At 64.0% G+C, this 21,358-nt stretch carries 18 protein-coding genes and 1 pseudogene; 9 read left to right on the top strand and 10 right to left on the bottom strand.

What is annotated here, in order from left to right:
• Positions 1 to 201: 201 nt before the first annotated feature.
• Together XI09_RS12560 and XI09_RS12555 are read right to left on the bottom strand one after the other, a co-directional pair.
• Positions 202 to 1,476, bottom strand: a complete 1,275-nt coding sequence (locus tag XI09_RS12560) for a cytochrome P450 (protein WP_271567114.1) — start codon at positions 1,474 to 1,476, stop codon at positions 202 to 204.
• A 61-nt stretch (positions 1,477 to 1,537) separates the two neighbouring features.
• Positions 1,538 to 2,803, bottom strand: a complete 1,266-nt coding sequence (locus tag XI09_RS12555; RefSeq protein WP_271567113.1) for a cytochrome P450 — start codon at positions 2,801 to 2,803, stop codon at positions 1,538 to 1,540.
• Between the two features lie 391 nt (positions 2,804 to 3,194).
• Here XI09_RS12555 and XI09_RS12550 point away from each other — a divergent pair, with 391 nt between their 5' ends.
• Together XI09_RS12550 and XI09_RS12545 are read left to right on the top strand one after the other, a co-directional pair.
• Positions 3,195 to 4,349: a YjgN family protein gene (locus tag XI09_RS12550; RefSeq protein WP_442869580.1), complete on the top strand. Its 1,155-nt coding sequence runs from the start codon at positions 3,195 to 3,197 to the stop codon at positions 4,347 to 4,349.
• A 3-nt stretch (positions 4,350 to 4,352) separates the two neighbouring features.
• Positions 4,353 to 5,462 carry a M48 family metallopeptidase gene (locus XI09_RS12545; protein ID WP_271567112.1) on the top strand — a complete coding sequence of 370 codons (1,110 nt, stop codon included), beginning with the start codon at positions 4,353 to 4,355 and terminating at the stop codon, positions 5,460 to 5,462.
• A 74-nt stretch (positions 5,463 to 5,536) separates the two neighbouring features.
• Here the strand turns inward: XI09_RS12545 and XI09_RS12540 are convergent, their stop codons facing one another.
• The 6 genes from XI09_RS12540 to XI09_RS12515 all read right to left on the bottom strand — a co-directional run bounded on the left by XI09_RS12540 (position 5,537) and on the right by XI09_RS12515 (position 12,714).
• The gene (locus XI09_RS12540; RefSeq protein WP_271567111.1) at positions 5,537 to 6,568 is read right to left on the bottom strand and encodes a G1 family glutamic endopeptidase; all 1,032 of its coding nucleotides are present in this window, start codon (positions 6,566 to 6,568) and stop codon (positions 5,537 to 5,539) included.
• Positions 6,565 to 7,470, bottom strand: a complete 906-nt coding sequence (locus XI09_RS12535) for a hypothetical protein (protein WP_271567110.1) — start codon at positions 7,468 to 7,470, stop codon at positions 6,565 to 6,567. Before XI09_RS12535 ends, XI09_RS12540 begins: the two co-directional genes overlap by 4 nt.
• Positions 7,471 to 7,510: 40 nt before the next feature.
• Entirely contained in the window at positions 7,511 to 9,280 is a 1,770-nt protein-coding gene (locus XI09_RS12530) for an adenylate/guanylate cyclase domain-containing protein (RefSeq protein WP_271567109.1), read from the bottom strand.
• A 247-nt stretch (positions 9,281 to 9,527) separates the two neighbouring features.
• Positions 9,528 to 10,157 (bottom strand): uracil phosphoribosyltransferase, encoded by a 630-nt coding sequence (gene upp, locus XI09_RS12525; RefSeq protein ID WP_271567108.1) that lies wholly within the window; start codon positions 10,155 to 10,157, stop codon positions 9,528 to 9,530.
• A 54-nt stretch (positions 10,158 to 10,211) separates the two neighbouring features.
• Positions 10,212 to 11,450, bottom strand: coding sequence for a URC4/urg3 family protein (locus XI09_RS12520; protein ID WP_271567107.1), 1,239 nt, complete (start codon positions 11,448 to 11,450; stop codon positions 10,212 to 10,214).
• 7 nt (positions 11,451 to 11,457) lie between these two features.
• Complete coding sequence (locus XI09_RS12515; RefSeq protein WP_271567106.1) at positions 11,458 to 12,714, bottom strand: GTP cyclohydrolase II; 1,257 nt, start codon at positions 12,712 to 12,714, stop codon at positions 11,458 to 11,460.
• Between the two features lie 367 nt (positions 12,715 to 13,081).
• Between XI09_RS12515 and XI09_RS12510 the strand changes: the two are divergent.
• From XI09_RS12510 to XI09_RS12500, 3 genes and pseudogenes are all read left to right on the top strand, one after another.
• Positions 13,082 to 14,208, top strand: a pseudogene (locus tag XI09_RS12510) (threonine synthase).
• Positions 14,209 to 14,217: 9 nt separating this feature from the next.
• Positions 14,218 to 14,871, top strand: coding sequence for a helix-turn-helix transcriptional regulator (locus tag XI09_RS12505; RefSeq protein ID WP_271567105.1), 654 nt, complete (start codon positions 14,218 to 14,220; stop codon positions 14,869 to 14,871).
• A gap of 179 nt (positions 14,872 to 15,050) precedes the next feature.
• Positions 15,051 to 15,869 (top strand): class I SAM-dependent methyltransferase, encoded by an 819-nt coding sequence (locus tag XI09_RS12500; RefSeq protein ID WP_271567104.1) that lies wholly within the window; start codon positions 15,051 to 15,053, stop codon positions 15,867 to 15,869.
• A gap of 288 nt (positions 15,870 to 16,157) precedes the next feature.
• Here XI09_RS12500 and XI09_RS12495 read toward each other — a convergent pair whose 3' ends face one another.
• Both XI09_RS12495 and XI09_RS12490 read right to left on the bottom strand, forming a co-directional pair.
• Positions 16,158 to 16,973, bottom strand: a complete 816-nt coding sequence (locus XI09_RS12495) for a DUF2927 domain-containing protein (RefSeq protein WP_271567103.1) — start codon at positions 16,971 to 16,973, stop codon at positions 16,158 to 16,160.
• Positions 16,974 to 17,058: 85 nt separating this feature from the next.
• Entirely contained in the window at positions 17,059 to 17,559 is a 501-nt protein-coding gene (locus XI09_RS12490; RefSeq protein WP_442869579.1) for a L,D-transpeptidase, read from the bottom strand.
• Between XI09_RS12490 and XI09_RS12485 the strand changes: the two genes are divergently transcribed.
• The 4 genes from XI09_RS12485 to XI09_RS12470 all read left to right on the top strand — a co-directional run bounded on the left by XI09_RS12485 (position 17,546) and on the right by XI09_RS12470 (position 21,208).
• Entirely contained in the window at positions 17,546 to 17,956 is a 411-nt protein-coding gene (locus XI09_RS12485; RefSeq protein WP_271567122.1) for a hypothetical protein, read from the top strand. The genes XI09_RS12490 and XI09_RS12485 overlap by 14 nt on opposite strands.
• A gap of 46 nt (positions 17,957 to 18,002) precedes the next feature.
• Complete coding sequence (locus tag XI09_RS12480; protein WP_271567101.1) at positions 18,003 to 19,550, top strand: acetolactate synthase large subunit; 1,548 nt, start codon at positions 18,003 to 18,005, stop codon at positions 19,548 to 19,550.
• A 37-nt stretch (positions 19,551 to 19,587) separates the two neighbouring features.
• Complete coding sequence (locus XI09_RS12475; RefSeq protein ID WP_271567100.1) at positions 19,588 to 20,106, top strand: hypothetical protein; 519 nt, start codon at positions 19,588 to 19,590, stop codon at positions 20,104 to 20,106.
• A gap of 235 nt (positions 20,107 to 20,341) precedes the next feature.
• Positions 20,342 to 21,208, top strand: coding sequence for a L,D-transpeptidase (locus tag XI09_RS12470; RefSeq protein ID WP_271567099.1), 867 nt, complete (start codon positions 20,342 to 20,344; stop codon positions 21,206 to 21,208).
• The last annotated feature ends 150 nt before the right edge of the window (positions 21,209 to 21,358 follow it).

Raw genomic sequence — 21,358 nt, 5'->3', positions numbered from 1 at the left:
GTTCCAGATGGTGAGGGTGTGGGGTCCGCTCTTAGTCCCACCCTCGGTGTCATTGCCCGCGAAGGCGGGCAATCCAGTATTCCAGAGGCCGCAATGCTTGATCCGAGAAGCCGCGGCGTACTGGATGCCCCGCCTTCGCGGGGCATGACACCGTAAATTGGCGAAGCACTTTGCCCAAAGGTAGCCCGACAGAGCGGAAGCCTACCCCGGTATCCTTACCGGCAGCGACTCATACCCCTTGATGAAGCTCGAATAGATCCGCTTCGGCTCTCCGACCACCTCGATGCGGTCGAAGCGCTTCAGCATCTCCTCCCAGACGATCTTGAGCTGGAGCTCGGCGAGCCGCATGCCGACGCAGCGGTGGATGCCGAAGCCGAAGGAGAGGTGGGTGCGCGGCCGCGGGCGGTCGATGATGAACTCGTTCGGGCGGTCGATCGCCTCCTCGTCGCGGTTGCCGGAGACGTACCACATCACGACGCGGTCGCCCTTCTTGATCTGCTTGCCGCCGATCTCGGTGCCCTGGAGTGCCGTGCGCCGCATATGCGCGAGCGGCGTCTGCCAGCGGATCACCTCGGGCACCATGGAGTCGATCAGCGCAGGGTTGGCGCGCAGCTTGTCGTACTGTTCGGGGTTCTCGTTCAGCGCCAGCACCGAGCCGGTCATGGTGTTGCGCGTGGTGTCGTTGCCGCCGACGATGAGCAGGATGATGTTGCCCATGAGGTTGTCAGGGTCCATGAAGCGCGTGGCGTCGTTGTGGGCCATCAGCGACAGCAAATCGTTGCGCGGCGCGGAGTTGACTCGCTCGTTCCACAGCTTGGACATGTAGGCGTAGCATTCGTCCATCTCGCGGCGGCGCTCTTCGGCCGAGGCGACGATGCCGCTCTTGGGCAGTGCGGTGGAGACGTCCGACCAGCGCGTCAGCTTGCGCCGTTCCTCCCAGGGGAAGTCGAACAGGGTCGCCAGCATCTGCGTCGTCAATTCGATCGAGACGCGTTCGACGAAGTTGAAGGTCTCGTTGCGCGGCAGATTATCGAGCACGGTCTGCGAGCGCTGGCGGATCAGCATTGCCAGCTCGTCCAGATGCTGAGGGGTGAACATCGGCGACACCGTCTTGCGCTGCGCCGAATGCCGCGGCTGGTCCATCGCGATGAAGCTCGGGTAGTCGTAGCCGGGCGGCACGTCGCGGATCGAGATCCCGCCGAGCGTCGAGTCGGAGGAGAAGAGGCCGTGATTGGTGTCGACATGCATGATGTCGTTGTATTTCACCACCGACCAGTAGGGCTCGATCGGGGCGTTGGTGCAGTAATGCACCGGCTCTTCCTTGCGCAGCCGCTCGAACCACGGCCATAGCGTGTCGTCCTGGAACAGGCGTGGCGCGCCGGGGTGGAACTGCGCGAGCGGGGTCGCATAGGCCTCCTCGCGCGCCCTGCGCATGCGTTCGGCCTTGTCCACTTTCATCGGCGCCTGGATGTTCATGGTCGTGGCTCCAGTTGGTTCTTCCGTCGCCTCTCCCCGCAAGCGGGGAGAGGGAGTTGACTCACGCCGCAATCTTCACCGGCAGCGTTTCCAAACCCTTTACGAAACTCGAATAGACCCGCTTGGGTTCGCCGACCACGTCGATGTGGTCGAAGCGCTTGAGGATCTCTTCCCAGATAATCTTGAGCTGGAGTTCGGCAAGCCGCAAGCCGACGCAGCGGTGGATGCCGAAGCCGAAGGAGAGATGCGTGCGCGGGCGGGCGCGGTCGATGATGAAATCGTAGGGCTTTTCGATCGCCTCTTCGTCGCGGTTGCCCGAGACGTACCACATCACGACCTTGTCACCTTTCTTGATCTGCTTGCCGCGGAACTCGAAATCGGACAGCGCGGTGCGGCGCATGTGCGCCAGCGGCGTCTGCCAGCGGATCACTTCCGGCACGAAACTGTCGAGCAGCGCCGGATTCGCGCGCAGCTTGCGATATTGTTCCGGATGCTGGCTCAGCGCGTAGATCGAGCCCGACATGGTGTTGCGGGTGGTGTCGTTGCCGCCGACGATCAAAAGGACGAGATTGCCGAGGAAGTTCTTTGCGTCCATGTCGCGCGTCGCGGCGCCGTGCGCCATCATCGAGAGCAGATCGCTCTTCGGAGGCTGCTCGATGCGCTCCTTCCAGAGGCGGGCGAAATAGCCGGCGCATTCCGTCAGCTCGGCCTGCCGCTCGTCTTCGGTGGCGACGAGGCCGTCGGGGCCGGGAATGGTGGTGGCGATGTCCGACCAGCGTGTCAGCTTGCGGCGATCCTCCCAGGGGAAGTCGAACAGCACCGCGAGCATCTGTGTGGTGAGCTCGATCGAGACGCGGTCGACCCAGTCGAACACCTCGCCGCGCGGCAGATTGTCGAGGCACTCGGCCGAGCGGGTGCGGATGTTGAGCGCGAGATTGTCCAGATGCGTCGGCGTGAACATCGGCGCCACGGTCTTGCGCTGCGCCGCATGGCGCGGCGGGTCCATCGAGATGAAGCTTTCGCGGCGCAAATCCGGATCGATGTCGCGGATGGTGATGCCGCCGAGCGCGGAGGCCGAGGAGAACACCGAATGATTGGTCTCGATCTCCATGATGTCGTTGTAGCGCGTCACCGACCAGTACGGCCCGAACATCGAGTCCTTGCAGTAGTGCACGGGGTCTTCACGGCGCAGGCGGTCGAAATAGGGCCAGAACGTATCGGTCCTGAACAATTCAGGATCGCCCGGATCGAATTGCTCCAGCGGCAGTGACGTGGCGCGCTCGCGCAATGCATCGAGCTTTGCCGTGCTTTCGATGGTCCCGTGCATGACCGCTCTCCCTGACGTGAACCGCGCGTTCTCGTTGAATTCTGCGCTGCGGTATTTGATTTGCAATTACAGCCGGTTGTCTGCGTCGGGGCAAGGGCGAGTTTTGCCACATCCAACCTTTGCGTGAGGCGCGTAGCCCGGATGGAGCGAAGCGTAATCCGGGATTCGGGCCGCCATTCCCGCTGTCCCGGATTGCGCTTCGCTCCATCCAGGCTACGGATCGGCTTCCGTCACGCAGATGTGTCAACGTGATCTCCCGCACGCCGTTTGACCGGGAAACCTGCCAGAAATCGACTTGAATCGAGGTAAATCGAACCCGCCCATCTTGGGGATCGACCAATCTCTGATCTATAGTTTGACCGCACCAGGCCAACATCCCGAGGTTGCCGCCGTGAACGACATGCAATGGGCCCCCATCGGTTCCGAACCCGTCCCGCCGCCACTGCCGCCCACGCGGGTCGACTTCGCCGGCGACCGCTCCGTCTTCCGCAAGATGGTCACCAAGGGTGCCATGCTGGAGCTGGTCACTTTCGGCTTCTACCGGTTCTGGCTCGTCACCGACATCCGCCGTCATCTGTGGTCGAACACGTCGATCGACGGCGACGCCGCCGAATATACCGGCCGGGGCAAGGAGTTGCTGATCGGCTTCCTGTTCGCGCTGGCGATCCTGGTGCCGATCTATCTCGCCTATTTCCTCATCGGTATCGAGTTCGAGCGCTGGCAGGGTTTTGCCTCGACGCCGCTGTTCATCAGCTTCTACGCCTTCGGCCAGTTCGCGATTTTTCGTGCGCGGCGCTACCGCCTGACCCGCACGGTCTGGCGCGGCGTGCGGTTCTGGATGGACGGCTCGGGCTGGGCCTATTCGTTCCGTGCGATGGCGTGGGGCCTGCTGGTGTTCCTCACCCTCGGCCTGGCGCTGCCCTGGCGCGAGGCCTCGCTCGAACGCTACAAGATGCAGCATACCCATTTCGGCGATTTGCGCGGCGATTTCGAAGGAGACGGCTGGACGTTCTTCAAGCGCGGCTGGTGGCTGTGGCTGCTCAGCCCGATCGCGCTGGTCATCTTCCCGCTCGCCCCGTTCTTCTACGCCGAGTTCAAGGCGCGCGAGTGGCGCTGGTGGCTCGACGGCATCCGCATCGGCGGCGTCAGCCTGTCCTCGCAGCTGCCGCACAATGCATTCTACGGCCTGTACTGGAAGGTGATCGGCTGGTGGACGCTGCTCTCGATCATTTTCGCCGCCTATCTCGGCGGCGCGACCATGCTCGTCGTCACGCTGAGCGGCCTTCCGGTCGAGCAGGTGTTCGGCCCCGACAATACCGCCAGGAGCATCCCGATGCTGGTGATGATGGTCATCGGCTATTTCGCCCTGGCGCTTGCCATCAACATCATCATGCGGGTCTATCTTCAGCGCGATCTCTGGGCCAAGGTGCTGGAGACCGTCGAGGTGCATAACATCGGAGCCGCGGCGGATGTGCGCGGCAGCGGCGAGCTCGCCAGCGCGCTCGGCGAAGGCTTTGCCGACGGACTCGATGTCGCGGGATTCTGATCTGTGAGTGAGTTGTCCACCGAAGCTCCGGCGCAGTCGGCAAAGCCGACCATCTTCTTCGACGGCGTGTCGAGCCGCAGGCGGCAGGTGACGCTGACGCTCGGTGATGCGCTCGAGATCGTTGAGGAGGGCGGGACGCCGGTTCGCTGGGCCTATGCCGACATTCGCCGTGCCGACAGTCCGGCCGGTATCCTGCGTCTGGCCGCGACGTCCGCGCCGCCGCTGGCACGGCTGGAGATCCGCGATGCTGCGCTCGCGGCAGACGTGACCGTCCGCTGTATGCGTCTCGACGAGCACCAGACCACGCGCCGCGGTGTTGCGAAGATCGTCGGCTGGTCGGTGGCCGCCGCTGTCTCCATCGTCTGTGTCGTGCTGTTCGGCGTGCCGCTCGCCGCCGACCGTCTCGCGCCGCTGGTGCCGAAGCCAATCGAACGGCGTATCGGTGACGCCTCGGAAGTCCAGGTGAAAGCCATCTTCGGCCGCAACGTTTGCGAAGACCCCGCGGGCAAGGCCGCGTTCACAAAGCTGGTCAACCGCCTGCGCGATGCCGCCGGCCTCGACGACGATTCCATGACGGCGGGCGTGCTGCCGACCCCGGTGCCGAATGCGTTCGCGCTGCCCGGCGGCAAGGTGTACGTGCTGAGGGGCCTGCTCGACAAGGCGCAAAACCCCGACGAGCTCGCCGGCATCCTCGCCCACGAGCTCGGCCATCTCAAGCATCACGACAACATGCGCGGCCTGATCTACAACGGCGGCACCTCGTTCCTGATCGGCCTGCTGTTCGGCGACGTCACCGGCTCATCCGCCGTGATCTTCGCTTCGCGCAGCGTGGTCGAGGCCTCCTATTCGCGCGAGGCCGAGACGGGCGCCGACACCTTCGCCATCGAGATCATGCACGCGCTCGGCCGCTCGCCGAAGCCCTCGGCCGAGCTGATGTTCCGCATCACCGGCAAGGAAGGCGGCGGCCTCACGTCGATCCTGGCGAGCCATCCTCTCACGGAAGACCGCCTCGCCCGCATGACCAGGGAAGATCGTCCCGCCAGCGGCCCGCCGCTGCTGACGGACAAGGAGTGGCAGGCGCTAAAGGGCATTTGCGGCAGCGGGAAGATCTAGGGCAAGCTGCCATCCTCAGACGGCCCTACGGGTAAGTCCGTTTCATCGCCAAATCTGATCGACAATGTTCTGGTCTATTGAAATTCGGTGAGGAATTCCGTCGTGTCGAGCGGCTTCGGGATCGAGATCTTCACCGTCCTTTCCGGATTTTGCCTCACGACGTACATGTCGATGAGTTTTGCCCCGGAGAGGGTTCGTTCAACCGTCGCGCCAGTCTTCATGTTGATCGCCGTCGCTCCGCAGTCCCGGAAATCCACCGTGCCATAGTCCGGGAGCGGCATCGGGGTTGGATCGGGCGGGATCGCCGGTCTCTCCATCACCCATTCGGCAGTCGCTCCTGAAACCTTGAAGGGGAGTCCACCGTTGGGCGCGGGCGCGCCCTGAAAGAATTGCACGACGCGGCCGGTCGAAACATTCGTGATCACGAACGACACCCCGGCGCGATCAGCGGCGACCTGCATGTAGCATATGATCAGATCGCCAGGATGAATCCTCGGTGCAGCGAGCTTGATGGGAATTGCCTGGCCTGCGAGGCCCCTGACCCACCATTGCCACCACGCGAAAAACGACCTCGTCGGGACGCCCATGTTCGGCTCGATATTCTGCGCCGTGCCAAACTGCGGGAGAGTCGACATGTAGTAGCGACGCTGCCCGTCAAACCCGATCCATGTGGAGCTGAGATCCTTTTCGCCGGGCGTCGCGCCTGGCGGGAGGTTCGGCGTCGGAACCTGAAACTTCGTCCAAATCGCCGAAAATACCGTACCATCCCTGGGCGTGATGTAGGCGCCGGACCAATTGAGGCTGGTTTGCCGCCGCGGCGATTCCCAGAAAAAACCGCGGATCTGTGTCGCGACGGGAGGAAGTATGTCGAAAGCGAATTGCTCGAATGCGAGCGACCTGGCGAACATCTGTTGCCAGAATGCATGTTCGGCCGGCTGATATTTCGGATCCGGCCGCATCGGAAACCCGAACTTCTTCAGGTCTTCTTGCGGCGCCTGTAACGGGTCGAATCCTTCCGGAGGTGGAGTGCTCGTTATCGAAGCTTCGACGAGCTTCCTCAGGGCGCTCGGGTCCAACGGAGGGTGTGGCTTTTGCTCGGAAATCATTGCCATTCCTCCGCTGCGGCGGCAACCGCCTGATCAAACATCGTCACGGTGTTTGGCGTCAGGATGACCGTATCCATCAGATCCGCTAGCCTGGCGCCGCCTGCGGAGTCTGCTGCGTAGTGCAAACCGGCGATCTCCCGGTTTCGCGCGATCATGTCCGCCAGAACCGTCAAGTCGGCCTTCCATACAATCTGGTCAGCCGCAGGCATCGGATTCGGCGTCGATGCCGTTGCGGCAAAGATCCTGAGCATGCAGTTCTTCATCAAATGCGCCTGCGTGGAATGCCCGCTCGGCCAGGATGAGTGGCCGGGGACGGGGATAGGCGGCAGCAATGCGGGACAGATTTGCGATGGTCTGGGCAAGTCGTATTTGTCCTTGAAATACAATGCCGCAAACGATCCGATCAGACTGGCGATGTTCAATACGCGCCATGTTTGCGGATGCGATCCCGGCCGGATCGTCAGCACAGCCAGGAAATCAGAAAAGAATTCGCCGTCCTGCGACAGGATGAGTCCCATGGCATCCGGTCGTTCGTCTCGATCGGCAAGCACGAGATCATCAATTTGGCTGTTGAAGTCCGCGACAAGGGCGTTCCGAATGTTTGTGAGCATGGGGTCCGCATCGACGGTCGCCGCCCAGTTGGGGACCTTGGCCAACATTTCATGCAAGACACGCCACGCATACCAGTTCGCCGACCATTGCCTGTTGCCGAAGGACGTCGGCGGGATTCGCCGCAGCGAGCCAAGGTCGCTCATCCCGCCTGGGGCAAGTCTTGTGACGAATGGCAAGTCGACCCGGTCGGAGATGAACCAGCCGACACCTCCGATGTTGCCGGTGTTTCCGGTGTTGCCCGTGTTGCCCGTATTCCCGGTATTCCCGGTGTTGCCCGTGTTACCTGTCATGACGTCTCCCCTTGTTCGAAGTTGTCGCCAGCAGTCAGCGTCAGTCGGGAAGCCCCGCGGATCGGAGATGCCCGAGCCAGGTTTCCAATGCAGCGCCGCGAAATGGGCAGCGTTTCGCATAGGATGATACGCGGAAATCAGGTTGAATCTGCAGGTAGCGATGCGCGGCCTGCGCGGCCTCCTCGCGCCGGCCCAACGCACCGAGCGTGACGATGAGAAGGCGCTGATTGAAACGGATGAGCTCGTTGCGGCTCACCGCGCTACGCACCCACTCCAATGCCTGCTCGTAGTCGCCATTCACGTAGTGAGCCTGCCCCAATAGTCCCTCGTGCCAGAACGAGCGGGCGTCGAGCGGGGAAAGTCGCACGCCCTGCTCACCCTGGCGCACGGCCGCGGGGCCGTCACCCAGAAAGCCCGAAGTCGCGCTTGCCATGGTCCAGGCCATGGCCGAACTCGGGCCGGCGGCAATCGCGCGCTCCAGCGAGATCTTTGCCTTCTGAAAATCACCGAGCAAGAATGATTGGACGTGGCCATACACCGCCAACGCGAAGGCGTCGTCACCGCCTCGTGCGATGGCCTCCGTCGCATATTTCGCGCCGGCGATGGCGTCGCCGTCCGGATCCGCCGATCCGATCTCTCCGATCCGGAACACGTACCAGAGAGCGACATAGGAATAGGCCAGGGCATAATTGGGGTCATGCGATATCGCCTGCTCGAGCAGGCCCCGCGCCTTCGAGAATGAATCGTAGTCCATTCGGTACAATAGGTCGAATGCCTGCAGCACGAGTTCGTAGGCGGTCAAATTCTGGGGATGCTTGCGCATCGCTCGCATCAATTCCCGCTCGCGCACCTGCGGCGCGATCTGTTTTACGACACTGATGGCAATCCGATCCTGAAGAGCAAACAGTTCGCTGGGGTCGCCTTCGTGCAAATCCGAACGAATGACCTCTCCCGATTCGGCGTCATTGAGCTCGGTCCCGATACGGATGGCCGTCGCTGTTCGTTGCACCCCTCCATAGAGGACGTAACGGACGCCGAGCTGACGACCGATTTCACGCACGTCGATATTGCGGCCGCCGAAGCCGAGGCTTGCACCTCTCGACACGACGAAGAGCTCCTTGAGTCCGGCAAGGCCGCGGATGATGTCGTCAACAATACCATCCGCGAAATAGGCCTCGTCAGGGTTGGAGAGATTCATTCGGAACGGCAGAACGGCGATCGATGGGCGCGGCTCCTGACCCGCGGGAGCTTCCCCGACAAGCTTTGCGGGCTGCGTGGGCGGGTGGAGCGCATACACACGAACCGGTCGACCCATATTGCGAAGATGCAGATCGCCGAGATCTATGACGTTGACGTTGAAATCCTTGCCGAGCTGCTCCGCAATTGCGCCTGACACGACGATGCCGCCCGCCTGCGCATAGGTCTGAAGACGAGCCGCAATATTTACGCCTTCGCCATAGACGTCATCCTTCTCTACGATGATGTCGGCCGCGTTCAACCCCATGCGAAAGCTGATGCGCTGATCTGCGGGCATCCCCGCAGTATTCGCGGCGACCGATTCCTGCAGCGAAAGAGCACAGCGCGTCGCGTCTCGCGCGGTATCGAAGGTTGCGAGGAAGCCATCGCCGGTATTCTTGACGATCGTTCCGTGAAGCGCCGCAACACCGGGGTCGAGGACCTCCGAACGCAACTGCATGAGCCGCGTGTGAGTGTCTATCTCGTGCGATTCCATCAATCGGGTATACCCAACCACGTCGGCTGCGAGGACTGCCGCTAGGCGTCGACGAACTCCCGGCACGGATGGGGTCATATGACTGATACTTCTAATCTAATTCGATGAATGCGTCCGCAAAATCAAGAATAACGGGTGACCTCGAGAAGGATACCTTCATCGCGGTCGCAAAGGAAGGGAATTACAATCTTTGCCAATTGTGGCGATCAAAGGTTCGCGCTGCGCACGACCAGCGAGACGTATCCACAATTGTCAGTTGCAAGAGAGTGGATCGGTGTGGCGGATTCTTGCGTCAGACACCGCGGCACTCGCCGACCTCGAAATCTCATCTCGTCCCGTAGGCGCGGTCGCCGGCGTCGCCAAGGCCGGGCAGGATGAAGCCGTTCTCGTCGAGACATTCGTCCACCGCCGCCGTCCAGACCGGCACGTCCGGATGCAACCCCCGCAGCCGTTCGAGCCCTTCCGGCGCGGCGATCAGGCAGGCTAGGCGAATGTCCTTGGCGCCGCGCTCCTTCAGCCGGTCGATGGCGGCGACGGCCGTGTTGGCGGTGGCGACCACCGGCGTCACGACGATTGCCAGCCGTTCGCCGAGGTCGGACGGTGATTTGAAGAAATATTCGACCGCGGCAAAGCTGTGCGGCTCGCGGTAGAGCCCGATATGCGCGACGCGGGCGGTCGGCACCAGATCCATCATGCCGTCGACGAAGGTGGTGCCGGCGCGCAGCATCGGCACGAACACCAGCTTCTTGCCGGCGATCTTGGCCGAGTGCATCGTCGCCAGCGGCGTCTCGATGACGGTATCGGCGAGCGGCAGGTCGCGCGTCACCTCGTAGCACAAGAGCATGCCGATCTCCTTGATCAGCTCCCGAAACGACTTGGTGGAGATGGATTTGTCCCGCACCAGCGTCAGCTTGTGCTGCACCAGCGGATGATCGACGATCGTAACGCCTTCCATGATCGGATGCTCCTGAAATTCATCAAGTGAATGCGGTAGGGCGGCAACTGCGAGCTAGAAAACCGTGCCGTCGCTGATCACCTTGAGCGGCGGCGAACCGTCGGGACGGCGTGCAAAGGCGATGGCGCGGCCCGCGGCCCAGGTGCCGCCTTCCAGGATGCTGGCGAGCGGCAAGGTCTCAGGCGTGCGGCCGAGCTTCGTGCGAACCAGTCCGGCAAGCCGATCCAGCAATGCGACGGTCAGCGCGCGCCACTCCACGACGAGCAGGGAATCCACCGCATGCGCGCGCCCGGCATCCGCGGCATCGCGCAGGCGCAGCACCTCGTGATCAACGAACAGGCCGCCATTGCGGTATTCGGCAAGCCCGGTCAGGCCGTCGATGTCGGTGACCACAAATCCGGCGCGCTGGAGCGGTTCGATCAGCGAATAGCTCAGCCATTGCGACAGCTTGTGCAGCGGCACGAGGCCCGCGGTCGCATCGTCCGCCTTGATCGCCGGATGGCGCCAGCAATCGCCGAGCGGAATCCCCGCAAGCTCCAGCCGCGACGGCCAGATCGGCCCGAGCTGGTTCAGCGCCGCGGAGAGGATCGCGGGGGCGGCGATGGCGCCGCCCACAGCCTGCGCCGCGATGTGGTCGAACAGGCCGCCGGGCCGCGGCGTATCGTGCAGCCCAAAGATCTCTGGACGGTCCGCAACCTGCTTGCCCAGACGACGCAACAGATCCGTGCGTCCGTCGAGGCCGAGCAGCGGATTGGCATCGTTGACCTGAAACGCCGAGGTGAGCGCGGCAAGCAGCAGTTTTGCGAGCACGTCGGCATCGACCCTGAACGGCGCGCGGGCATCGCCGGAGAAGAGCCCGCTTGCGAACATGTCGAGGCTCGCGATGGCGAGCCCCTCGGACCGGCCGATGCTTTCGCCGGTCACCGCGTCACGATAGCGCCAGGCAGCACCGGCGCCGGCATCGAGCAGTACGCTGACGATCGCAAGGTCGAACTCCGCGCGGGCCCGCGCGGCGCGGTCCGGCCACGATGCGGCGTCCGCAAGCCGCGCCCAGCGGTCGACGCCGCCGAGCACAAAATGTCGCCAGCGGGCGTGGAAGGGAACGTCCAGCGTCGGATAGGCTTTTCGCGTGACCGCGAGCACCGCGTCCGCAACGCCGTCCATGCGGTCGAGATCGATCGTGAAGTGGCTGAGCCCGCCGGCAAGGCCAAGCTCGAGCATCTGCCCGGCGCGCGCGCGGACCGCTGTTGCGGTGAGCAGCCAGCGGGCCTGTTGTTCTCCAGTGTCCGCCATCAATCGATCAGTATTTTTCCAGCGAACGCCCGACCACGCCGTTCACATCCTTCTCCGGCGCGATGTCGGTCGAGTAGTAGCCGGCGGCCTTCTTCGCTGCGATCTCGACATAGGCGTCGGCGGGAATCAGCTCCGGCGGGATCGGCACGCGCTCGACGATGTCGATGCCCTGCGAGGTCAGCGCGTCGTGCTTCATGTCGCTCATCGACAGGAAGCGGTCGATGCGCTTCAGCCCCAGCCAGTGGATGGTATCCGGCATCAATTGCTGGAAGCGCGCGTCCTGGACGCCGGCAACGCATTCGGTCCGCTCGAAATAGGCGGCGGCCGCATCACCGTCCTCCTGGCGTTTGCGGGCGTTGTAGACCAGGAATTTCGTGACCTCGCCGAGCGCGCGGCCTTCCTTGCGGTTGTAGACGACGAGCCCGAGCCCGCCCTCCTGCGCGCCGCGCGCGGATTCCTCGATACCGTGGATGAGGTAGGGCCGGCAGGTGCAGATGTCCGAGCCGAACACGTCGGAGCCGTTGCATTCGTCGTGCACGCGGCAGGTGATCTTGGTGCGATGGTCGGGCAGCTTGGTGACGTCGCCGAACATGTAGACGGTGGTGCCGCCGATCGGCGGCAGGAACACCTTCATGTCCGGCCGTGTCACCAGTTCGGGGAACATGCCGGCGGTCTGCTCGAACAGCGTGCGCCGCAGCTCGGTCTCGCCGGTGCCGAAGCGCGTCGCGAGACCCGGCAGATACCAGACCGGGTCGATCGCGATCTTCACCACCGAGACGCTGCCATTGGCGTGCACGACCTCGCCGTCGGCGCGCAAGCGCTTGGCGGCCAGCGCCTCGCGGATCTCCGGCAGGTCGAGCCGCGCGCGCGTCACCGCGATGCTCGGGCGGATGTCGGAGCCCTCGGCGATCTCCTTGCCAAAGTTCTCGGCGACCAGATGCCCCCAGGGGTCGAGCGCGACGATCTTGGCGGGATCGTTCCATTGCGGAAACGGCCCGATGGTCGCCGCCGGAAACGTGTTGGTGAGGTCGGGACGCCGGATAGGGTCGAGCGCGCCGGCTGAGACGGCGAGCGCGCGGTACATTGCATAGGAGCCGCCATGGCTGCCGATCACGTTGCGATCCCCAGCGCGCGACACCGTGCCGATGATCGGCCCGCGGGCGCGCGCGTCGGCTGCGCCCCAATGGATCGGAAAGGCGGCCTTCCTGCCCGGCTCCGGATGGGAGGTAAGGCGGATGTGATCGGTACGGTTCGCGCGGCTCATGTCCAGGCTCCCAAAAAGCCAACGGCCCGCCGCTCGGACGGGCCTGGCTCACTTGCGTTACCGATGCGGAGCACCGGCGGCGCAAGCTCAATCCAACATATTGTAGCGGCCGACGGCGACAGACAAGTTAATGGTGCCATGCGCGGCAGGCGTTCATCGCCAAATTCCATCAATGGCGAACCGGTCCGGTCCGCGTGAATTCCGCGCCCTCGCTCCGGTCGAACCTTGCCGTTCGATCCACGGGACAGCTCTAAGGATTTGAAATAGTTTCTGTTTTTCTGTTTTCAAGAGGCATTGCGGCAATTGCGCCGCGGCTGGACAAAACGTATATAATCAGACAAATCGTATAGACCCCCTGGAGACCGCCATGCCCGCCGCCAGCTACATCGAGCCTCGCACCGGAAAGCTCTATCCGCTCGACCAGCCGCGCTGGTGCTCGGACGAGCGCACGCCCCTTCTGGTGACGCCGGGGGGCGGGATGTCGCGCGAGGAGGTCGAGCCGCGCACGCGATCGCTGTGGCGCTACCGGGCGGCGCTGCCGGTCGAGATCAAAAATCCGATCACGCTCGGCGAGGGCTGCACGCCGCTGGTGCAGCAGGAGTGGGGGGACCTGCGCCCGTTGTTCAAGCTCGAATGGTTCAATCCGACCGGCAGCTTCAAGGACCGCGGCTCCTCCGTGATGCTGTCCTTCCTGCGGCAGATCGGCGTCGACGCCATTCTGGAGGACTCTTCCGGCAATGGCGGCTCGTCGATGGCGGGCTAGGCGCCGCCGGCGGCATGCGCGTGAAGATTTTGGCGCCTGCCTCGACCTCGCCGGCCAAGATCGCGCAGGTGCGCGCCTATGGCGCGGCGGTGCAGCTGGTCGAAGGCCCGCGCGAGGAATCGGAGGCCGAGGCGATCCGCCAGTCGAGCCAGACTTTTTACGCCAGCCACAACTGGCAGCCGTTCTTCCTCGAAGGCACCAAATCGCTCGCCTATGAAATCTGGGAAGACCTCGGCTTCCGCGCCCCCGACAACGTCATCGTGCCCGTCGGCGCCGGCAGCAGCCTGCTCGGTTGCGCCTTCGGCTTCCGCGAGCTGCTGAAAGCCGGGCAGATCACGAAGCTGCCGCGGCTGTTCGCGGCGCAGCCGCTCAACTGCTCGCCGATCGATGCGAGCTTCAAGGCCGGCGTCGATACGCCTGTCGCGCGCGAGGTCAACAAGACCATCGCCGAAGGCACCGCCATCAAGAATCCCCTGCGCCTGCGCGAAATCATCGCCGCCCTGCGCGAGAGTGGCGGCGGCACCGTTGCGCTGACCGAGGACGAGATCATCGCCGCCCTGCGGCGTCTTGCACGGCAGGGATTGTTCGCCGAGCCGACCAGCGCCAGTGCAGCCGCCGCGCTGGACAAACTCTCCGCCACTGGCGCCATCAAGGCGAGCGAGACCACGGTCGCGGTGCTCACCGGCACGGGGCTGAAGGCCGCGACCACCGTCGCCGATCTCGTGCAGTAGGGCCGCGCAATGAGCCGCGGTAAATCGTCAGTCCCGACCAAGACCGCTGCCGAACGAAAATTGCTGTTCGATCAGCTGCAGCAGATCGCGCAAGGGCTGGGGGAGACCTTTGCGCCGTTCTGCGAGGTCGTGTTGCACGATCTCACCGATCCCGGGAATGCGATCGTCGCCATTCACAACAACCTGTCGGGCCGCAAGGTCGGCCAGGGCGCGACCGAGCTTGGCCTCGCCCGCATCGCAGATCCCGACTATCCGCAGGTGATTTCGAACTACGCCAACAGCTTTGCCGACGGACGGCAGGCCAAGAGCACCTCGATCGGCATCAAGGGCGCGGACGGTGCTTACGTCGCCGCGCTCTGCCTCAATGTCGACCTGACGCTGTTCCAGGGTTTGCAGAGCGCGATCGGCCAGTTCGTCAGCGTTGATGCGCAAGACGGCCCGCGCGAGTCCCTCAATCCCGTCGGCGCCGACGCAATCCGCGCCCATATCGACCGGTTCGCTGCGCGCCGCGCCACCACGCCCCGCGCCCTCACCACGGAAGATCGCCGCACCCTGCTGCGGGAATTGCGCGACGCCGGCTGCATGCAGGTACGCCGTTCCTCCGACATCGTCGCCGCCCATCTCGGCGTGTCGCGCGCCACGGTGTATGCCGATGCGAGGTGAGGCGGCACGCCGGACTCGAACGCAGTGCGGTCTCGCGGGGATCGACCATCGCCAAACGCAATAGGATCGCCGCCGTTTCGATCTGTTCCGGTGCCACCTGCGGCCTGCCCGCTGCCATTGGTCGCGCGCCTTGAACCTTCGGCGTCCGTCGCCCGCCTCATGGAGATCGACCTCGAGCGATGGGAGAGTTCCATGACCGCACAGGTCCGTTTGCAGGCTTCAAGGCTGTCCAGAAGGAAGCCTGGTCGCTGTTCACGCCGATGGAAGTTTTCACGACGCCGGCCGCCGCCAAGCTCGTTGGTTTTGCCGGCGTTGCCGCCGGCCAAAGGCTGCTCGATGTCGGATGCGGCACCGGCGTTGTCGCGATCACGGCGGCGCGCCGCGGTGCAAAGGTCAGGGGTCTCGACCTGTCGCCGGTTCTGATCGAGCGCGCCCGCGAGCACGCGCAACTGGCGAACCTCGATGTCGCCTTCGTCGACGGCGACGCGGAAAGCCTGCCCTATGGCGACAACGAGTTCGACGTGGTGCTCAGCCAGTTCGGCCACATGTTCGCGCCGCGTCCGGACGTTGCCATCGGCGAGATGCTGCGCGTGCTGAAGCCTGGCGGCACCATCGCTTTCTCCACCTGGCCGCCGCATCTGTATGTCGGGCGGATGTTCGCGATGATCGGCCGCCATCTGCCGTTGCCCGAGGGCGTGGCATCGCCGGTGTTGTGGGGCGATCCGAAAATCGTCGCCGAGCGTCTCGCAGGGAAAGCGAAGGATGTCTCTTTCGAGATGGACATGATAACGCCGTCCGCACTCAGCCCGCAGCATTTCCGCCGCACCATGGAAGCGACGATCGGGCCCTTGATCAAGCTCGTCGCCCAGTACAAGGACGAGCCGGACAGGCTCAAGAGCTTCCGTGCCGAGTTCGAGGCGCTGATCTCGGAGTATTTCGACGCCGGCCAAAACGTGATGCGCCAGCAGTTTCTGATGACAAAGGCAAGGAAGGTGTGAGGAGGCGAGAGCGTCCCTGCTGCCCCTCCCTCCAGGGGAGGGGCATCGCACATAGTGCTAGGGAGGCTGTGAAAGTGCTCGGCCTTCATGGTTCGAGACGCCCGCTTTGGCGGGCTCCTCACCATGAGGGTCTGATATCTCGCCGCAAAACGCGACCTCATCCTGAGGGACCGCCGCAGGCGGGCGTCTCGAAGGATGGGCCGCAGGCAAACTTTCCGCCGCGTGTTTCTCCACATGCGATAGCCCTCCCCCTCCAGGGGGAGGGTAAGACGCCGCGGTCGTGTCGCCTCACTCCCTCAGATCGTTCACCCGCTTCACCCAGGCGCGCACGTCGGCGAGCACGGCGGGCAGCACCGCCTTGACCTCCGGCACGGTCATGCCGGGCCTGATGCGGGGGTCGTAGAGCAGGTTGAGGATGTATTGGTCGTAGACGTCGAAATAGCCCATCGAGACGTTGTCGTTGAACATGGTCCAGGGCACGCTCGTCGTGTCGTTGATCGGACCGAGCGACTGCAACAGCTCCTCATAGGCGCAGTCGAGGAAGGTGAAGTCGCCGTTGTCGACGGTGAGGATGACGTCGGAATGCTCGATCTCGAAATTGTCGTTCTTGCGGAAGCCGGACAGGCATTGCGGATCGAGCGAGGTGCGGATCTCGCGCGCCTTCTCCGCGCCGTAGAAGCTCGAGATGGTGCGGAAGAGATCGCGGTCGCGCACGAGCTTCACCCGCACGTTCGCCGCCTCGATGTTGCTGGTCATGGCGATGTCGAGATGCTGCACGCGCGTGCCGATGTCGGCGACGACCTTGGCGAGCTGCGTCTTGCGATCGGCGCGGTCGCTCTCGGCGAACACGCGCACCGGCCCGTCGAACTTGCGGATGCGGTCGACGCGGCCGGCGAGATGGTACTCGGCGCCGAAAGCGGTCTTGAGAAAGCCCTCGACGATCTCGCTGTCGGTAAAGCTCTTCTTCTCGGCGCGCTGGCGCGAAGCGATCGCGGGCAATTCGCCCGCGGCCGCCATGGTAGCGGTGTCAGGCACACAGGTGAGCGCTGCGAGCGCCAGGAGGGCGATGCGAAGGCCACGCGCGGGCGGGTTCAATGCGCTCATCGTCACCCGACGCTGCCGTATTCGCGTCGCGCGCACAAGACCGCAAATTCACGCGCCCTGCGGGTTCCCGCAGTTCGCCGGCCGGCTAGTTGTTCAGCACGACCACGGTGGTGCCGACCGAGACGCGGCCGTAGAGGTCGCTGACGTCGTCATTGGTCATGCGGAAGCAGCCTGAAGATACCGCCTGGCCGATCGTCTCCGGCTCGTTGGAGCCGTGGATGCGGTACAGCGTCGAGCCGAGATACATCGCGCGCGCGCCGAGCGGATTTTCGATGCCGCCCTTCATGTGGCGCGGCAGGTCGGGCCGGCGGGCCAGCATCTGCGACGGCGGTGTCCAGTCCGGCCACTCCTTCTTGGCGGTGATCCTGTGCACCCCGCCCCAGCGGAAGCCGTCGCGGCCGACGCCGATGCCGTAGCGCAGCGCCTGGCCGTTCTGAAGCACCAGGTAGAGCCGGCGCTCGGTCGTGTTCACCACGATCGTGCCGGGCGCGTAATTGGTCGGATACATCACGGTGGAGCGGGGAATCGGGCTCGCGCCGCCGCCGCCGAGATAGCCGGTCGAGCTGGTGCCTGTGAAGTCTATCATCCCCGCCGCGGATGCGTCGGCCGCGCCAGCCAGCAAGAGCGCCATGGCGGCAATCGGCGCGGCAAAAAACCGGATCATTAGTTTCCCCCAGCAAAAGATCGATTCAATGAAAGCCACAGGCCATATTTGCGGGCATTTCGCAAGCCACGGCCCCGTGAGGCAGGTCAACCTTAATGAATGCCGTTACCAAATCGGCAACCGGGCCAATTTGCCGGAAAGTATTAGAGCGTTTTCAAGCGAAGTGGATACCGGTTCGCATCAGGAAAACGCGTCAAAACAAGAATCTAATGCCCCGTTCCGATTCCATCGGAACGGGGCATTAGCCAAACCAGCGCGTCGTCATGCGGGGCAGGGCCGCGATGCCGGCTATTGCTTTGACGAGACGAGCGAACAATGATTGATCGGACGGATCATTGGAAATTGCCGGTTGCGGGAGCTTTGGGATGAACGGTGCGGAAAGCCTGGTGCGGACGATGGTCAAGGGTGGGGTCGACGTCTGCTTCACCAACCCGGGCACCTCCGAGATGCATTTTGTCGCAGCGCTCGACCGCGTGCCGGGCATGCGCTGCGTGCTCGGCCTGTTCGAAGGCGTGGTGACGGGCGCTGCCGACGGCTATTTCCGCATGAAGGGCACGCCGGCTTCGACCCTGCTGCATCTCGGCCCCGGCCTCGCCAACGGCCTTGCCAATCTTCACAACGCCAAGAAGGCCAATTCCGGCATCGTCAACATCGTCGGCCAGCACGCGGTCTACCATATCGGCTACAACGCGCCGCTGACCTCTGACATCGAGGGCCTCGCCCGGCCGATGTCGTCCTGGGTCCGCACCTCGCCGGATTCCAAATCGGTTGCCGCTGACGGCGCCGCCGCGATTGCCGCCGCAAAAAGCGCGCCGCCGCAGATCGCGACCCTGATCCTGCCCGCCGACACCGCCTGGAACGAAGCCGACGGCATCGCCGAGGTCCCGGCCGAGCAGCAGCGCGCCAGCTATTCGCCGCAGGCGGTCGAGCAGGCCGCAAAAATCCTGCACGGCGACGGCGAAGGCACGCTGCTGCTGATGACCGGCAGCGCGCTCTCCGAGCAGGGCCTGGCGCTGGCCGAGCGCATCGCGGCCAAGACCGGCTGCACCGTGATGGGCCCGACCTTCCGTCCCAAGATGGCGCGCGGCCGCGGCCGCTTCTCGATCGACCGCATCCACTACGTGATCGAGAACGCGCTGCCGATGCTGGCGAAGTTCCGCCACATCGTGCTGGTCGAGTCCGACGATCCCGTGGCGTTCTTCGCCTATCCGAACAAGCCGAGCATGCTCAAGCCCCAGGGCTGCGAGGTGCATCGCATGACCTCCTGGGGCGAGAATTCGGTCGCGGCGCTGGAAGCGCTCGCCGGCGCAGTGAAGGCGAGCGCGAGGGACGTCCAGCCGCAGGCCGTGGCTGAGCTGGTCAAGCCGACCGGCGCGCTGACCTACGCGTCCATCGCGCAGGCGATCGCATGCGCCATCCCCGAGAACGCGATCATGGTCGACGAATCCCTGACCACAGGCCGCGGCTTCTTCCCGCCGACGGCGGCGGCCGCTCCGCACGACTGGCTCCAGAACATGGGCGGCTCGATCGGCTTCTCCACGCCGCTGTCGATCGGCGCCGCGATCGCCTGCCCGGACCGCAAGGTGATCACCATGGTTGGTGACGGCAGCGCGATGTACACGATCCAGTCGCTGTGGACGCAGGCGAGAGAGAACCTCAACATCGTCACCATCGTGTTCGCCAACCGCATCTACCAGATCCTGCGCGGCGAGTTCGACAATGTCGGCGCCGGTGAGCCCGGCCAGCGCGCCAACGACATGCTGCGGCTCGACCGTCCGACGCTGGATTTCGTGGCGCTGGCGAAGGGCATGGGCGTGCCCGGCCGCGCCGTCACCAATGCCGACGAATTCAACAAGGCACTCGCCGAAGCCGTCGCCGAGCCCGGGCCGCGGCTGATCGAAGTCCAGATGTAGGGCGCATCATAGGGAGCGCCGAGAGCCCGGAGGCACGATGCAGACCGAGCTGAACAAGGTGATCGCGGCGCTCCGGGATTTTTACGCCCACGAAGGATTCCTGTTCGAAAAGGACATCGGCGAGCGCGCGATCACGCATCGCTTCGCCGTGCATCTGGAGAAGCAGTTCTCCGGCTGGTCAGTCGACTGCAACTACGACCGGCTCGGCGAGCGCACGCTGCATCTGCCGCACGGCACCATCATCTCGACCGACGATCATCTGGACAAGTCGATCTACCCCGATGTCGTCGTGCATCAGCGCGAGATCCCGAACAATTTGCTTAGCGTCGAGATCCGCAAGGCGAGCAATCACACGCCGGTGACGCACGACCAGCACAAGCTGCGGGCGCTGACCGATCCGCATGTCTGGTTCGCCTGTTGGATCGGCGTGCTGCTGGTGCTGGACAAGCACCATGTGACGATGTCGGAGGTCTATGTCGGCGGCCTCCTCGATGAGCCGCTCTCGCGCTGGTTCGCGACGCGCCTCGCGGAGCTCGGCCTCGGGGCCGCGCATTAGGGCGAGGACTCCTAAACGCCAGATGCCGAGGACAAAGCGGAAGTCGCTCCGCTTGGCCAGCATCGGCTGCTTATGACCCGAAGCCGCCATTAACGAAAGAGCGGGGCGTGTCCGCTCCGCCGAACAGGAGTCCGGCGTTAACCATCGCCAACGGTTCCCGTCTGAGCGAATTCGCTTCGAGGTTTCTTAAATTTTGCTCGGTACCTCTTCCAGCCATGGTGACCTGGGGAAAGATATGAGTAAGCGGGCCAAACGCGGAAAGGCAGAGACGTTCGCACTCCCAATGGCCGGGCGAGTTGCAATTGGCGTCGTGGCCGTCGCCGCATTGGGGTACGGTTTGCTGTCTCGCCCGGCGAGCGTGCAACCGATTCGGAAGCAGTCCGCACCCCAAGCCATGGCATCGTCAACCCCGGTTTACGTGGCAACGCCAGTTCATGCATCAGCGCCAGCTCCGGCTCCGATTCCGGCCCCGGCCCCGGCGCCTCTGGTCGAACCGCCAAAGGCCGCTGACGGTCCCGGAGCATTTGTCCGGCAGGTGGTTGACTACGCCAGCCGCCAGACGCCGGGCACCGTGATCATCGATACCAAGAACACATTCCTTTATTTCGTTCTGAACGACGCGCAAGCGATGCGCTACGGCATCGGTGTTGGCCGCGAAGGTTTCGCATGGTCCGGTGAGCAGACTGTGGCTCGTAAAGCAGAATGGCCGGATTGGCATCCGCCTGCGGAGATGGTCTCGCGTCAGCCTTATCTGCCGCGGTTCATGGCAGGCGGTCCCGGCAACCCGCTCGGCGCTCGCGCGATGTATCTGGGCGAGACCGAATATAGAATTCACGGCACCAACAACCCCGATACGATCGGGAAGCGGGTCTCGTCCGGCTGTATCCGGCTGACCAATGAGGACGTGGTGGACCTTTATGAGCGGGTGAAAGTCGGAGCGAAAGTGATCGTGCTTCCGGCAACCGCTGCCCGCCGACCATTCCAGGCAGCGCCGTCCGGCGCCGCTTTCCGATCGCCGGACCCGGCATTGCCGTCGAACCGGCCCTCGGCAGCTAACGCGCAGATGCTGTCATCTGGACCGAAGATCGCCGAGGCCCAGTAACTCAGTCCTCCGTCCTCGGTCTGCAACTGAAGACAAGGAGGCAATTCAAGTCGTTGCTTTCAAGTCAGCTTCTGGCCCAGGCTGTGTGAAAAGGCTCTGTTTGCTGTGATTCGCGCGATAAGATTCCCCGCGATTTGCGGGGCATCCGAT

It is taken from the genome of Bradyrhizobium sp. CCBAU 11386 (genome assembly GCF_028128955.1).
Lineage (GTDB): Bacteria > Pseudomonadota > Alphaproteobacteria > Rhizobiales > Xanthobacteraceae > Bradyrhizobium.
Note: the sequence above shows the minus strand (reverse complement) of the source record. Positions and strands in the feature narration are given on the sequence as shown.